The 15,090-nt window shown below is 65.4% G+C and carries 12 protein-coding genes and 1 tRNA gene; 7 read left to right on the top strand and 6 right to left on the bottom strand.

Annotation, left to right across the window (positions count from 1 at the left end; genetic code table 11):
- Positions 1-112: 112 nt before the first annotated feature.
- From galT to BS38_RS0108800, 3 genes are read left to right on the top strand one after another with little or no spacing between them, the layout of a single operon-like run.
- Complete coding sequence (gene galT / locus BS38_RS0108790; protein WP_028270460.1) at positions 113-1,303, top strand: galactose-1-phosphate uridylyltransferase; 1,191 nt, start codon at positions 113-115, stop codon at positions 1,301-1,303.
- Positions 1,300-2,475: a galactokinase gene (galK, locus tag BS38_RS0108795; RefSeq protein WP_028270461.1), complete on the top strand. Its 1,176-nt coding sequence runs from the start codon at positions 1,300-1,302 to the stop codon at positions 2,473-2,475. Before galT ends, galK begins: the two co-directional genes overlap by 4 nt.
- A gap of 20 nt (positions 2,476-2,495) precedes the next feature.
- Complete coding sequence (locus tag BS38_RS0108800; RefSeq protein WP_028270462.1) at positions 2,496-3,734, top strand: acetyl-CoA C-acetyltransferase; 1,239 nt, start codon at positions 2,496-2,498, stop codon at positions 3,732-3,734.
- A 111-nt stretch (positions 3,735-3,845) separates the two neighbouring features.
- Here the strand turns inward: BS38_RS0108800 and BS38_RS0108805 are convergent, their stop codons facing one another.
- Positions 3,846-4,772 carry a Bax inhibitor-1/YccA family protein gene (locus BS38_RS0108805; RefSeq protein ID WP_028270463.1) on the bottom strand — a complete coding sequence of 309 codons (927 nt, stop codon included), beginning with the start codon at positions 4,770-4,772 and terminating at the stop codon, positions 3,846-3,848.
- 506 nt (positions 4,773-5,278) lie between these two features.
- Between BS38_RS0108805 and BS38_RS0108810 the strand changes: the two genes are divergently transcribed.
- The 4 genes from BS38_RS0108810 to BS38_RS0108825 all read left to right on the top strand — a co-directional run bounded on the left by BS38_RS0108810 (position 5,279) and on the right by BS38_RS0108825 (position 9,380).
- Entirely contained in the window at positions 5,279-6,562 is a 1,284-nt protein-coding gene (locus tag BS38_RS0108810) for a branched-chain amino acid ABC transporter permease (RefSeq protein WP_028270464.1), read from the top strand.
- A gap of 9 nt (positions 6,563-6,571) precedes the next feature.
- Positions 6,572-7,540, top strand: coding sequence for a branched-chain amino acid ABC transporter permease (locus BS38_RS0108815; protein WP_028270465.1), 969 nt, complete (start codon positions 6,572-6,574; stop codon positions 7,538-7,540).
- A gap of 86 nt (positions 7,541-7,626) precedes the next feature.
- Positions 7,627-8,613 (top strand): ABC transporter ATP-binding protein, encoded by a 987-nt coding sequence (locus BS38_RS0108820; RefSeq protein WP_051628811.1) that lies wholly within the window; start codon positions 7,627-7,629, stop codon positions 8,611-8,613.
- On the top strand, positions 8,610-9,380 hold the full coding sequence (locus BS38_RS0108825) for an ABC transporter ATP-binding protein (RefSeq protein WP_028270467.1): 771 nt from the start codon (positions 8,610-8,612) through the stop codon (positions 9,378-9,380). Before BS38_RS0108820 ends, BS38_RS0108825 begins: the two co-directional genes overlap by 4 nt.
- A gap of 160 nt (positions 9,381-9,540) precedes the next feature.
- Here BS38_RS0108825 and BS38_RS0108830 read toward each other — a convergent pair whose 3' ends face one another.
- From BS38_RS0108830 to BS38_RS0108850, 5 genes are all read right to left on the bottom strand, one after another.
- The gene (locus BS38_RS0108830) at positions 9,541-10,890 is read right to left on the bottom strand and encodes an ABC transporter substrate-binding protein (protein WP_028270468.1); all 1,350 of its coding nucleotides are present in this window, start codon (positions 10,888-10,890) and stop codon (positions 9,541-9,543) included.
- A 170-nt stretch (positions 10,891-11,060) separates the two neighbouring features.
- Positions 11,061-11,134 (bottom strand) — tRNA-Leu (locus BS38_RS0108835).
- Between the two features lie 20 nt (positions 11,135-11,154).
- Complete coding sequence (locus tag BS38_RS0108840) at positions 11,155-12,105, bottom strand: N-acetyltransferase (RefSeq protein ID WP_028270469.1); 951 nt, start codon at positions 12,103-12,105, stop codon at positions 11,155-11,157.
- Between the two features lie 66 nt (positions 12,106-12,171).
- On the bottom strand, positions 12,172-13,641 hold the full coding sequence (locus BS38_RS0108845; RefSeq protein ID WP_028270470.1) for an NAD(P)/FAD-dependent oxidoreductase: 1,470 nt from the start codon (positions 13,639-13,641) through the stop codon (positions 12,172-12,174).
- 52 nt (positions 13,642-13,693) lie between these two features.
- Positions 13,694-15,037 (bottom strand): S8 family serine peptidase, encoded by a 1,344-nt coding sequence (locus BS38_RS0108850; protein WP_028270471.1) that lies wholly within the window; start codon positions 15,035-15,037, stop codon positions 13,694-13,696.
- Positions 15,038-15,090 lie beyond the last annotated feature (53 nt).

The following is a 15,090-nucleotide window of genomic DNA, read 5'->3' on the forward strand; positions in this document are numbered from 1 at the left end:
TTGTTCGAAACTATTTCTTTTTGATCGTTTTGTGGGAGAATTGAAGTGCCTGCTGCCACGCCTTACCCACGGCGGGGCTCCGATGGCCGCCCGCTCGTAAAGGATTAGACGCATGACACACATCTCCAGCACCAACCTTGCCGACGGCCGGGAGCTGCTCTACTTCGACGACGCCACGGCGGATGCTGCCTCGGCTGACGATGCCGCGTTGGATAGTGCTTCGGCAGGAAAGAACACGCGCCGGCCGGAGGAACACCCCGACCTCCGCGAACTGCCGGCAAGGAGCGAGCCGGGCGAAGTCAGGTTTGACGCCCTCACCGGAGAATGGGTTGCGGTGGCTGCGCACCGCCAGGGCCGCACCCACCTTCCCCCGGCGGACCAGTGCCCCATCTGCCCCACCACGTCCGGCAACCCTTCCGAGATCCCGGCGCCCGATTACGACGTCGTGGTGTTCGAGAACCGTTTCCCGTCTCTCGGGCCCGCGCTCGGACCGGTTCCCGGCAACGCCGGCTGGGGAACCACCGGCACGGCATTCGGCCGCTGCGAAGTGGTGTCCTTCACCCCCGAGCACACCGGGTCGTTCAGCGGGCTCAGCGAAGTCCGGGCCCGCACCGTCGTCGAGGCCTGGGCGCACCGCACGGGCGCATTGAACGAGCTGCCCGGCATCAAGCAGGTCTTCCCGTTCGAGAACCGCGGCGCGGACATCGGCGTGACGCTCCACCACCCGCACGGGCAGATCTACGCATACCCGTACGTCACGCCCCGCGCAGCCGTGATGGGGGCGGCAGCCCGGAAGTTCTTCGACGACGCCGACGGCCGGCAGACGCTGACCGGCTCACTGCTGCGGTCCGAACGCGAAGACGGCAGCCGTATGGTCCTGGAAGGCGAGAACTTCAGCGCCTACGTTCCGTTCGCAGCGCGCTGGCCGTTGGAGGTCCACCTGGTCCCCCACCGCCAGGTGCCGGACCTCGCGGCGCTCAGCGGCGAAGAGAAGGACGAACTGGCGCACGTGTACCTGGACCTGCTCAAGCGGTTCGATGCGCTGTATCCGACGCCCACCCCCTACATCTCGGCCTGGCACCAGGCACCGCTCGATGACGTGCTGCGGCCGGCAGGCTACCTCCATCTCCAGCTGACGTCCCCGCGGAGGGCTGCGGATAAGCTCAAGTACCTGGCCGGTTCCGAAGCGGCCATGGGTGCTTTCATTAACGACACCACCCCGGAACTCGTGGCGGAGCGGCTGCGCACCGTCACAGTTCCCGCATCAGCCCTCAAGCCACTCCCGGAAGGCGCACACGCATGACCGCCCCACTCAGCAACGGCGACCTGAGCAGCAACGACCTCGAAGCACGGTTCCGGGATGCCTTCGGCACCGACCCGGACGGCATCTGGCAGGCACCCGGGCGCGTCAACCTGATCGGCGAGCACACCGACTACAACGACGGCTTCGTGCTCCCCTTCGCCATCGACCGGACGGCACGGGTGGCTGTCCGGGTCCGCCCGGACTCGACACTCAGGCTGCTGTCCACCTACGGCGACCAGGGCATGACGACGGCGGACACCTCATCCCTGGCGGGCCCGCAGGCCAAGGGCTGGACCAAGTACCCCCTCGGCGTCATCTGGGCGCTCCAGGAGCGCGGCATCAACGTGCCCGGCCTGGACCTGCTGCTGGACTCCAACGTTCCCCTCGGCGCAGGGCTCTCCTCGTCCCACGCCATTGAGTGCGCCGTCATCTCAGCCCTCAACGAGCTGACCGGCGCCGGGCTGAAGGCAGAGGAAATGGTGCTGGCCACCCAGCGTGCCGAGAACGACTTCGTGGGAGCCCCCACGGGCATCATGGACCAGTCCGCCTCACTGCGCGGCGCCAAGGGCCACGCCGTCTTCCTCGACTGCCGGGACCAGAGCGTCCGCCTCGTCCCGTTCGAGACCGAACCGGCCGGCCTTGTCCTGCTGGTGATCGACACCAAGGTTTCCCATTCACACGCCGACGGCGGCTATGCGTCGCGCCGGGATTCGTGCGAGCTCGGAGCTGAAGTGCTCGGCGTCAAGGCCCTCCGCGATGTTGGCGTCGAGGATTTGGACGAAGCCAGCGGCCTCCTGGATGAGGTCACGTTCCGCCGGGTCCGCCACGTGGTCACTGAAAACGACCGGGTCCTGCAGACCGTGGAACTCCTCGGTTCGGCCGGACCGGGCGCCATCGGTCCCCTCCTCGATGCCAGCCACCGTTCGATGCGGGACGACTTCGAGATTTCCTGCCCGGAACTGGACCTGGCGGTCGACACCTCCCGCGCCAGCGGCGCGATCGGGGCACGCATGACGGGCGGCGGTTTTGGCGGAGCGGCGATTGCCCTGACGCCGGTGGCCGCGGAGCAGCAGGTGCGCACCGCCGTCGAGCAGGCCTTTTCCCGCGCCGGGTACCGGAAGCCGGAGATCTTCACCGTTACCCCGGCGGCCGGGGCGATGCGGCTGGTGTAGCCCGGGCGTAGGCTGGGCGCATGTCAGAAGCAGTCATTGTTTCCACTGCCCGCAGCCCCATCGGACGCGCCTTCAAGGGGTCGTTGAAGGATGAACGGCCGGATGACCTTGCCGCCGCGATGGTGACGGCGGCCCTGGACAAGATCCCGTCCTTCGACCCCCGTGGAGAGACCGGCGCCGGCCTGGACGATCTCTATCTTGGCTGCGCCGAACCCAGCGGCGAAGCGGGTTCCAACATGGCCAGGGTGGTCACCATCCTGGCCGGACTGGACAACGTCCCAGGTGCAACCATCAACAGGTTCTGCGCCTCCAGCCTGCAGACCATCCGCATGGCGTTCCACGCCATCAAGGCGGGCGAGGGGGACGCTTTTGTGGCGGCCGGCGTCGAAGCTGTCTCCCGGTACCCCCACTGGACCGGGGCCGGGGAAACTGATGCGGGCACGCACAATCCGCTCTTCGACGCAGCCCGCCGCCGGACAGAGGCGCGGGCCGCGTCCAACACGCCTTGGACGGACCCGCGGCTCGGCGGCCGGATGCCCGACATCTACATTGCGATGGGACAGACCGCCGAGAACGTGGCCACCACCTACGGCATCAGCCGGGCCGAGCAGGATGAATGGGCGGTCCTCAGCCAGAACCGGGCAGAGGCGGCCATGGCCTCGGGATTCTATTCGCGCGAAATCACGCCGTACACGCGCCGCGACGGCACGGTGGTGGACCGGGACGACTCGCCGCGCGCCGGAGTCACGCTGGAAGGAGTGGCCGCGCTGCAGCCTGTCTTCCGCAGCGGGGGGACGGTAACCGCCGGGAACGCGTGCCCGCTGAACGACGGCGCCGCCGCGGTGGTGGTGATGAGCCATGACCGCGCCCGGGAACTCGGGCTGGAGCCGCTGGCTCGGATTGTGTCCACGGGCGTCAGCGCGCTCTCCCCCGAACTCATGGGCATGGGGCCGGTGGAGGCAACCCGCCGGGCGTTGGCGAGGGCAGGCCTGGGCATCGGCGACATCGACCTTGTGGAACTCAACGAGGCGTTCGCCGTGCAGGTGGTGGCCAGCGCCCGCGAACTCGGCATCGACTACGGGCGGCTCAACGTCCACGGCGGGGCGATCGCCCTGGGGCATCCGTTCGGCATGACCGGCGCGCGCATGACCACAACGCTCCTCAACGGTCTCCGGGAGCGCGATGCAACGCTCGGTCTCGCCACCCTGTGCGTCGGCGGCGGCCAGGGCATGGCGGTTGTTTACGAGCGGCTCAGCTAAGCAGGACCGTTAACTGGAATGAGCCCCGCCGTGTGGCGGGGCTCATTCCAGTTACTGCACGAATCAATGCACGACGGCTGAAGGCACGACGGCGCGTGCCCGGCTAGCGCCCTAGTCGTCGCCGCGGAGGATCGCCAGAAGGCGGATGATCTCCACGTAGAGCCAGACCAGGGTCACGGTCAGGCCGAAGGCGGCGGTCCAGGAGAACCGCTCGGGTGCGCCGTTGCGGACGCCTTCTTCGATGCTGGTGAAGTCCATCACCAGGGAGAACGCAGCCAGGCCGATGGCCAGGACGCCGATAACGACGCCAATGATTCCGCTGCGCAGGCCGAACGGTTCCGTCGTCAGGCCGGTCACCATCATCACGAGGTTCACCACGGAGAACAGGGCGTACCCGACCAGGGCGATCATAAAGAACTTCATGGCCTTGGGCGTTGCGCGGACCTTGCCGCTCTTGAACAGCAGCAGGGTCACCGCGAACACGGACAGCGTGCCGATGACGGCCTGCAGGCCCACGCCCGGGTACATGGTGTCCAGCACGCGGGTCAGGCCGCCAAGGAAGAGTCCTTCCAGCCCGGCGTACGCCAGGATCAGAGCCGGCGAAGGCTGCTTCTTGAACGTGTTGACCATGGCCAGCACAAAGCCGCCCAGTGCGCCGACGATCATCAGCAGCGAGGCCAGCGACATGCCCACGAAGAGCGTCACCGCCGCGCCGGCAACCAGCACACCGAGGCAGGCGGCGGTCTTGATGATGACGTCGTCGAACGTCATCCGTCCGGTTTCAGCCGGACCGGCTGCCGGCTGGTTGTACATCTGCTGCAGCTGGTCATGGGTCATGTTCTGCTGCTGGGCCATCCAGCCGCCCTGCGCATCCATGACCTGGCCGGGGGCGCGTCCCGGAGCCTGGCCGTACGGGTTCTGCCCGTACGGGGCCTGGCCGTAGGGGTTCTGGCCGTACTGAGCCTGCGGAACAGGCGGTGCCTGGGTGGCTCCACGGAAATTCTTTCCGTTGAAGATCGGGTTTCCGCCAAGTGCCATTGCGGGTGTCCTCCAAATAAAGGGGGTGGGTGGTGATCCTTATAGTTCAAGGTATCAATTCCCACGCCCAAGAGGCAGGGATAGTTCCCCCGTCCCGCCAGCCGAAACGCAACCGTGACATGCGCTACTCCAGGCTGTGACGGATCCCACGGGCACGAAGTCGAAGTGACTGTTTAGGAATACTCAGAATCAACAAAAGTTTTCTTTAGCAGAACTGTATTGATTCGAAGGTTTGGCTTCACGGTCGTTATCCGATCGCTATCTTAGGCGCCCCTGCACGAGGCTCCATTGATGCCCGCTGGCTGTAACATAAGCCCAAGCAGGGTGACTGACATCACAAGGTATTCGGTTTAACTACCGCATATTTGGCGCCACGACTACGTCCCCCGCACCGTTCGCAGTGGTTGTAAAGGCGCAACCCAGTCCACCCCCATGTGGAGGTTTTCATTTTGAGAAGCACACCGAGAGGCCTGTCGCACAGACGGCGCGGCGGATTGCTGAAGACGATGGGGGCTGTATTTGCCGCCGTCGTGGCAATTCTCCTCGTCGTTGCCCCGGCATCGCAGGCCACCACACCCTCACCGACACCATCCCCGTCGAACCAGCAGTTCCAGAACAGCATCAGCGGCTTCCTTCGGGACGATGCACGTGCACCTATCGCTGACGTGACGATCACCGCCAAGAGCGGCGATTTCACCGGGACCGCAAAATCAGGCGCCAACGGCTCGTGGACCATCGGAGTTCCGGTCCAGGGCACCTACGAAGTGGAACTCGACGAATCCACCCTCCCCGAAGGCATCAAGCTCGCCGACGGCCAGGAAAATCCACGAAAAGTCACGTTCAGCCAGACGTCCAACCTGTCAGTGATCTTCGCCTTCGGAAAAGGCATCGTGGTCCAGCAACAGGACTTCGGCCAGAACCTGCTCAACCGGCTCGTAGCAGGGCTTAGCTTCGGCCTGCTGCTGGCACTGGCCTCGGTCGGACTCTCGCTGATCTTCGGAACCACCGGCCTTACCAACTTTGCCCATGGCGAAATGGTGACGTTCGGGGCCGTGCTGGTCTTCGCCTTCAATGCCATGAGCCTGCCGTTCTGGCTGGCTGTGGTCCTTGCCCTGCTGGGCGGCGGCCTGTTCGGCTACGTCCAGGATGCCGGGCTGTGGAAGCCGCTGCGCCGCCGCGGGACCGGCCTGGTCCCCATGATGATCGTCAGCATCGGCCTCGCGCTGGCAGTCCGCTACGTCATTCAGTTCTACTTCGGCGGATCCACCCAGCAGCTGCCGTACGCCCAGAGCTCCGAAATCCAGATCGGGCCGGTGTCCATCTCGCCCAACAACCTGTGGTCCCTGGTCATCAGTGCCGTCGTGATCGCGCTGATCGGCTTCATCCTGCTCAAGACCCGCCTGGGCAAGGCCACCCGTGCAGTAGCCGACAACCCCGCCCTCGCGGCAGCGTCCGGCATCGACGTGGACAACGTGATCCGGATTGTCTGGGTGGCCGGCGGCATGCTCGCCTCCCTCGGCGGCATCCTCTGGGCCTACTACCGGCCCGGCGTCACGTTCGACATGGGCTCACAGATCCTGCTGCTTATCTTCGCGGGTGTGACCCTGGGCGGCCTCGGCACCGTTTTCGGTGCACTGATCGGATCCATCATCGTCGGCATCTTCGTGGAGCTGACCACCGTGTTCGGCCTAGCCGCCGACCTCAAATATGTGGGAGCACTGTTCATCATGATTGTTGTCCTCTTGTTCCGGCCGCAGGGCATCCTTGGCCGTCGCGAGCGCGTGGGTTAGGAGACAGCCATGGACTTGGGATTCATATTTTCCAGCGCTGCCGGTGAACTGTTCAGCCCGACGACGGCGGCGTACGCGCTTGCCGCCCTCGGCCTCGCCGTTCACTTCGGCTACTCGGGCCTGCTGAACTTCGGGCAGGCCGGCTTCATGGCCGTCGGCGCCTACGGCTTCGCCATCTCCACCCTGACGTTCGGCGTGCCGTTCTTCGTCGGCCTGCTGATCGCCGTGATCTGCTCGGCGATCTTCGCCCTGCTCCTGGGTATTCCGACCCTGCGCCTGCGTGCCGACTACCTTGCCATCGTGACCATCGCGGCGGCGGAAATCGTCCGCTACATCGTCACCACCAACCAGCTGACGTCCGTCACGGGATCGGCCAACGGCCTCGCCGCCTTCGAAGGCGGGTTCTATGCCATGAACCCGTTCCCGGAAGGTTCCTATTTCGGTATGAACAACAGGGACTTCTTTATCCGCGTTGTGGGCTGGGGGCTTGTGATCATCTGCTGCACCCTGGTGTGGCTCCTGATGCGGAGCCCGTGGGGACGCGTCCTCAAGGGCATCCGCGAAGACGAGAACGCCGTCCGCTCGCTGGGTAAGAACGTCTACGCCTACAAGATGCAGGCCCTGGTCATCGGCGGCGTGCTCGGCGCCCTCGCCGGCATGATCTTCACCCTTCCCCGCGGCGCAGTCCAGCCGGCCAACTACGGCACTGAACTGACGTTCTTCCTGTACACGTGCCTGCTGCTGGGCGGCCTCGGAACGGTACTCGGCCCCGTGGTCGGCGCCATGATCTTCTGGGTGGTGCTTTCGCTCACCCAGGGCATTCTCTACGGCCTGATTGAATCCGGCGCCGTGACATGGCTGAACACGGTCCAGGCCGGGCAGCTGCGGTACATCCTGGTGGGTGTGGCCCTGATGCTGCTAATGATCTTCCGGCCCCAGGGCGTCTTCGGCAACAAGAAGGAGTTGGCGTTCGCATGAGTGAGCAACGCAATGTGCCAACAGCAAACGGCACGGGAAGCACCGGAAACACCGGGACCACCGGGACCACCGACAAGATTGACTACATGACGGACACCCGTCCGATCGCGGCCGGCGAGACAGCCCCCGGCTGCAAGAAGCGGGACCCGATCGTCGTCGCAGAAAACGTCACCCGCAGCTTTGGCGGCATCAACGCCGTCGACGTTGAATACCTGGAGATCCCCCGGCACAAGATCACGGCGCTGATCGGGCCCAACGGTGCCGGCAAGACCACCCTGTTCAACCTGCTGACCGGCTTTGACACGCCGAACTCCGGCAAGTGGCAGTTCGAAGGCAACAGCCTCGCGGGTGTCTCCCCCTACAAGGTGGCCCGGATGGGCATGGTCCGCACGTTCCAGCTGACCAAGGTGATGGGCAAGCTGACCGTCATGGAGAACATGCGGCTGGGCGGTTCGGAACAGCCCGGTGAACGGCTCTCCAAGGCGCTGTTCAAGGGCATGTGGGGCGGACGGGAAAAGGAGATCACGGCCCAGGCCAACGTCCTGCTGGAGAAGTTCAAACTGGACGCGAAGAAGGACGACTACGCGGCATCGTTGTCCGGCGGCCAGCGCAAGCTGCTCGAGATGGCGCGGTCGCTCATGGTCAGGCCCAAGCTTGTGATGCTGGACGAGCCCATGGCCGGCGTCAACCCGGCGCTGACCCAGTCCCTCCTGGACCACATCAAGAACCTCAAGGCCGAAGGCATGACCGTGCTCTTCGTCGAGCACGACATGAACATGGTGCGCCACATTGCCGACTGGGTTGTGGTGATGGCCGAGGGCAAGATCGTCGCCGAAGGCCCGCCTGTTGAGGTCATGAAAAACCCGGCCGTGATCGATGCCTACCTGGGCGCCCACCACGACGTGGACCTGGGCGACGCCGAAGGCATCAAGGAACTGGCCGCCGAGCTCGTGGCCGACGAAGAGTCCATCGTGGGCACCGAGAACGCCGGCATCATCGCCGTCGACGTCATTGCCCCCGAAACGGACGCTGACACGGTGACGCCCGACACCAGGAAGAAGGACACCGAATGAGCGCCACCAGTGCGGCCGCGGCCGCCACACCAGCCGCAGCGGATGAATCCGTCGTCAAGGTCACCAACCTGGTGGCGGGCTACATCCCCGGCGTGAACATCCTCAACGGCTGCAGCATCGAGGCCCGCAAGGGTGAACTGATCGGCATCATCGGACCCAACGGCGCCGGCAAGTCCACGCTCCTGAAGGCCATGTTTGGCCTGGTGAAAGTGCACTCGGGGTCAGTGGTGGTCCGGGGCCAGGACATCACCGGGCTCAAAGCCAACAAACTCGTGTCCAAGGGCGTGGGCTTCGTCCCGCAGAACAACAACGTGTTTGCCACGCTGACCATCGAGGAGAACATGCAGATGGGCATGTTCCAGCGGCCCAAGGATTTCGCCGAACGGTTCGACTTCGTCACCAGCCTCTTCCCCGAACTCGGCAAGCGCCGCGCCCAACGGGCCGGCTCGCTCTCCGGCGGTGAACGCCAGATGGTGGCCATGGGACGAGCCCTGATGATGGAACCCGCCGTCCTGCTGCTCGATGAGCCGTCGGCCGGCCTCTCCCCCGTCAAGCAGGATGAAACCTTCCTGCGGGTCCACGAGATCAACCGGGCCGGTGTGTCAGTCATCATGGTGGAGCAGAACGCCCGCCGCTGCCTGCAGATCTGCGACCGCGCCTATGTGCTGGACCAGGGCAAGGACGCGTACACGGGCACCGGACGGGAACTCATGAAGGACCCCAAGGTGATCCAGCTATACCTCGGCACCCTGGCGGACGAGGTCTAAGCCCCGCCCCTCCGGGAGCCATTCCAGGAACCCCGCAAGGGCCGTCACCGTCCGGTGGCGGCCCTTCTGCGTGCCCCGCGGCGCGTCCCCCGCCCCCGGGCAACAGAAAGCCCCCGTCCGGCCGGACGGGGGCTTTCCTGCTATCCAGGGTGGGTCGGCTTTACAGCTTGCCGAATTCTTCCTTGGACGGCTTGTAGGTGTTGTCATCCTGGTACTCGTAGATGCCGATGTAGGCTTCCGTGGGGTCGCCAGCATCGGAGAAGGTCACCGGACCGGACTGGCCGTCGTAGTCGATGTCCTTGCCGTTGCGGAGCAGCGTCACGCAGGATGCGAAGTCGTTGCACTTCTCGCCGGCCTCAGAGACAGCCTTGAGCTGCTTGGCGATGTCGGTGCCCTTCGTGCTCTTCGCGGCCTCGGCTGCCAGTGCAATCAGGTTGACGGCATCGTAGGACTCGCCAGCGTAGCTGTAGTCCTTCAGGGCCGGGTCAATGGCCAGCAGCTTCTTCTTGAAGTCGTCCTTGGCGAACGTGCCCGGGATGGTGCCCTGGGCGCCCTTCAGGGTGCCCGCCTGGAAGTCCTTGCTGTAGTCCGACGTGTTGCCGTCCACCAGGAACATCTGGGTTGCCTTGATGCCCTTGCCGGTCATCAGGGGGACGATGCTCTTGGCCTGGTCGAAGGTGATCAGGGCAATCGCGTCAGGCTTGGCTGCGATGACCTTGTCCACCTGGCTGCTGAACTGCGAGTCGCCTTCGTTGAAGAGCTCCTCGGCAACGACCTTGCCGCCGGCGGCTTCGAACGCAGACTTGACGTTCTTTGCCAGGCCGGTGCCGTAGGCGTCGTTCAGGACGATCATGCCGACGGTCTGGGCACCACAGGTAGCCATGTAGTTGCCGAGCACCTTGCCCTGCAGCACATCCGAAGGTGCCGTGCGCCAGTAGAGGCCCTTGTCATCCCAGGTGGTGAAGTCAGGAGACGTGTTCGCAGGCGAGAACTGGATGACGCCGGCGCCCGTGATCTGGTTGATAACGGTTTTGGAAACGCCCGAGGAAGCAGCACCGATAATGGCGCTGACGCCGCTGCCGAGCAGTGCGGTGGTGGACTGCGTGGCGATGTCCGTCTTGGTGTCACCGGAGTCGCGGTGGATCACCTCGACGGGCTTGCCCAGTACGCCGCCTGCGTCATTGACTTCCTTGATGCCAAGGTTGACACCCGCAATTTCGGGCGGGCCGAGGAACGCCAGCGACCCCGTTGTCGGCAGGAGCGATCCAATCTTGAGCGGTGTGTCGGTTGTGGTGGTCGAGGCCGGAACCGACCCGCCTGCGCCTGCTCCGGTAGTGGCACTGCCGGTAGCGCTCGGCGCCGGGCAGGCAATACCTGACGCTGCGGGAGTGGTTGAGCCTGTCGAACTCGGGGTGGACGAGCCGCCACAAGCCGTAGCCAGAAGGGCGACGCCGATGCTAAGCGCTGTCAGCTTAGCGACACGCGGCGCCGCCTGGGGGAGTGAAATCATAGAGAGTCTCCTCGATCGAAAGGTGCGAACGGCCTTTGATGCGAATTACCAGGTGTACCTGATTTAGATTCAAGCTAGTGCAATTTCCCCGCGAACATAAGTGACTATGGTCACATCCTTATAACAGTCGTTGCATATGGGAAATCACGGGGCATGGAGGAGAAAAGTAGTACCCCAGGTGGGACTCGAACCCACAACACGCGGATTTTAAGTCCGCTGCCTCTGCCAATTGGGCTACTGGGGCGCCCGGTCAATGGTATCCCGTCAGAGCCGCTCAAAGGGTGCGGCGTACCGGAACGTCCCGTGGATGCCACCTGGCCAGACGGCGAGCGGGAGCACCTGGAACGAGTCTCCCCACTCGGCAGTCGGAGGGTCGATGCCCAGCGAGACCGACGGCACAAATCCGAAACGGGAGTAGTACTCGGGGCCGCCCAGCAGGGCGATGCCCCGCTCCCCCGCGTCGTTCGCGCGGGCCACGGTTTCCTGGATGAGGGCCGAACCGATGCCGTGCCGCTGCAACCGCGGCACCACGCCGATGGGGCCAAGTCCCAGCAGCTCCAGGTCCCCCACCCAGCCCCTGGTGCTGATCACGTGGCCCACCACTTCGCCGTCCTGTTCCGCAACGATGCTGAACTCGGGCAGGTACTCGTCACAGTCGAACAGCTGCTTCAGCAGCCCCACTTCCACCGGTTCGCCGTCCACGGGCAGCCCGGTTGCGGGCGAGACCGAGAAAGCCGCCGCCGTCAGCTCCAGGATCGCCGGCCGGTCCGCCGGCTGTTCGGTACGCAGGACGAGCGCGGGAGCAGACGCGGGCTGGTCGGAGCTCCGGGCGGCCAGTTCATGCAGTATTTCCAGGGCGCGGTCGGCGTCGGCCACCGGAACCAGGAGATGGTCGTGATGGAACCCGGCGAGGACGTTGCAGCTGATGCGGGCCTCGGTAAGCGCCGCACTGACGGCGGCTGTCAGTCCGACGGCTTCAAGCGACGAATGCACCTGAAGCGTGATCCAGGCGGCAACGAAGTCGTAGCGAAGCTCCAGCCTGTCCGCTTCAGCCCGGGGCAGCACCACCGTGAGCCCTTCAGCTTCCCGGACGGCGGCTTCGATGCCCGGCACGAGCGGCCGGCCGTACGGCCACAGGACATAGACGTATTCCCCCTCGCGCAGCACGGGATGGATGGATGCCAGCAGGGTCCGGATGTCCTTTTCACCAGTCATTGAGCCATTAAACAACAGCGGCGGCCGTTCCCCGGGGGGACGGCCGCCGCTGACGGAGTTGCGCAGCTACTTGGTGTCAGCCGATACGGTCTGCTTCTGACCGCTGGTGCTGCCGGATTCGGCCGGTTTCTCAGCCGCCGGTGCGGCCGGAGCCGCAGCCGGCTTGGGAGCAGGAGTGGCGGCGGAGACGAAGGCTCCGCGCGGGTTCTCCAGGTCGATCAGCTGTGTGGTGTCGCGGCCAACAAAGAAGCTCAGGATCCAGTTGAAAATAACGCGGAACTTGCGCTCGAACGTAGGCATGGCCATGCCGTGGTACCCGCGGTGCGCCAGCCAGGCCAGCGGACCCTTGAGCCCGATGCGGCCCAGGAGGTTGATGTTGGCAACGCCCTTCCATTCGCCGAAGCCGGCAACGGCGCCCAGGTTCTTGTGCTTGTAGTCCTTGAGCTCCTTGTCCCAGCGGGAGGCCCACAGGTTCTTCGCGAGGCGCTTGGCCTGGCGAAGGGCGTGCTGCGCGTTGGGCACGCAGGTGCCGTCGGGCAGGCCGCTGCCGGTGAGGTCCGGCACGGCGGCGACATCGCCGGCGGCCCAGGCGTTCTCAACAATGCCTTCGTCGCCTGCGATGCGCAGGTCCGGAAGAACGCGGACGCGTCCGCGCGGCTCCAGCGGGAAGTCGGTGGAGCGGACCATCGGGTTCGCCTGCACACCGGCAGTCCAGACAAGGGTGTCCGCTTCGAATTCCTGGGCGGGGGTCTTGTCCGGAAGGTTGATGAGCTTCAGGGAGCCCTCGGCGTTGTCCAGCGAGGTGTTCAGCAGGACTTCGATGCCGCGGCTGCGCAGGTGCTCCACAACCCAGTCGGCCTGCTTGGCCGTGACCTCGGGCATGATGCGGCCCATGGCTTCAACCAGGACGAAGCGGACTTCCTCCTGCTTGACGCGGGGGTTGTTTTTGACCGCCGCACGGGCGAGGTCTTCCATCTCGGTGATGCACTCGATGCCGGCGAAGCCGCCGCCAACCACCACGAAGGTGAGGGCACGTGCGCGCTCCGCGGGATCGGTGATGGTGGAACCGGCTTCAATCCGCTCGAGGACCTTGTTGCGCAGCGCAACGGCTTCCTCGATGGTCTTCAGGCCGATGCCCTTATCCGCCAGGCCCTTGATGGGGAACGTGCGGGTGATGGCGCCTGCGGCCAGGACGACGTCGAAGTAAGGAACCTCAAAGTTCGGTCCGCCGTCGGACGGGGCAACCACGGCGGTCCGGTTGGCATGGTCGATCGAGGTGACGCGGCCCTGGATAAGTTCCGTCTGCTTCAGGTGCTGACGGTGTGAGACGACAGCGTGGCGCGCCTCAATGTTTCCGCCGGCAACTTCCGGCAGGAAGGGCTGGTAAGTCATATAGGGCAGCGGATCAACGACGGTGACGATGCCACCGGCATTCGCGATCTTGTTCTGCAGTTTGAGGGCTACGTACAGGCCGACGTACCCGCCGCCGACGACGAGTACCCTGGGACGGTCCTGGAGCTGTGGGGTTGTTGCCATGACTCAAGAATACAGTAGTTTGTGAAAATCTTCACTAACTAAATCGTCGCCGTTACGTTCCGTTCGAGTCCACCTTGTCAAGGACTCCGGTCTCCGGCTCCTCGGGCACATTTCCGGGGTTCCTGGTGGCCCGCCGCAGCTGGAAGGCGGCGCCCCCGATGATGCCCACGAACAGCAGCCCGAAGCCGATGACCACCACGGCCGGCACGGCACTGTCCAGCTGGGACGGCGCCTCAGCCACCGGCACCGTGGCCACCGGCAGTGTGGGCGGCGCACTGGTGGGGCTGTCGCTGGGCTCAGCGGCGGGGGCGGTTGCGGCTGCCTCGCCCCGGCGGTGGATCCTGATCCAGTCGGCGACGGTGCCCAGCGGATTCACCTTCGTTTCGGGCACGTCCGCCTTTAGCGCAGCTTCCGCGTTCAGCACGCCGTACCCGTAGATGGGGTCCTTCCCCGGCGCCCCGGCATCCTTGGCCGTGGTGACAATCCTGTTGATGACCTGGCTGGCCGTCATCTCCGGCCATTTGGACCGGATCAGGGCCGCCACGCCGGACACAATCGGTGTGGCGCCGGACGTGCCGGCCCATTCCGCATAGCCGTCCCCGGGCATCCCGCCGATCAGGTTTTCGGCCGGTGCCGCCACGCCAATGCTGATGCCCTGGGAGGAGGAATCGATGCTGGCGGCACCCTCCCGGTTCAGGCCCGCCACAGTCAGGACGCCCGGGATGGTTGCCGGCGCTCCGACCTGGACGTTGCCGCCCACCCGGTTGCCCGCTGCGGCCACAATGACCACATCCTTTTGCTCGGCGTAGAGGAACGCTGCATCCCAGCTCTGCGGCCATTCGGGTGAGGTGCTGCCCAGCGAAATGTTGATCACGCGCGCGCCGTTGTCCACGGCCCAGCGGACGGCCGCCGGAATCTGTTCCTGGTCCGTCTTCCCGCCGGGGTTCTGGGAACCAAGCCAGGTGGACACTGACAGGATCTGCGCTTCGGGAGCCACGCCCACGATTCCGTCGGGGCCCGGGGCCGGAGTGGCGCCGGGACTCGTCGTGGACTTCGGCGGCTGGTGTCCGCGGCCGGCCAGCATCGTAGCCACCAGGGTGCCGTGCTCGGGCTTCGAGCCGATGCTTTTCTGCCCGTCCGCGCTGCCCGCCCCGGAAGCATCGCTGCCGCCGACGACGGCACCCTTGAGGTCGGGGTGCTTGGCATCCACGCCGCTGTCGATGACGGCCACTTTGACGTTGGCGCCCTTGGACACTTCCCACGCCTTGGTGATGCCGGACTCGGCCAGCCAGTACTGCTTGTCCCGCCATGAATCGGCACGGGCTTCCGGTGCAGCGACCAGCGACGTCGCCAGGCCGCCTGTGGCCAGGGCAATTGCCGTCACGGCGGAGGCCATCCGGCCCCAGCGGGTTGTTGCTCTGGTCATTCGGGTCCAATCGGCTGTACGTG

This window comes from Arthrobacter sp. UNC362MFTsu5.1 (genome assembly GCF_000685965.1).
In the GTDB taxonomy this organism is placed as follows: domain Bacteria; phylum Actinomycetota; class Actinomycetes; order Actinomycetales; family Micrococcaceae; genus Arthrobacter.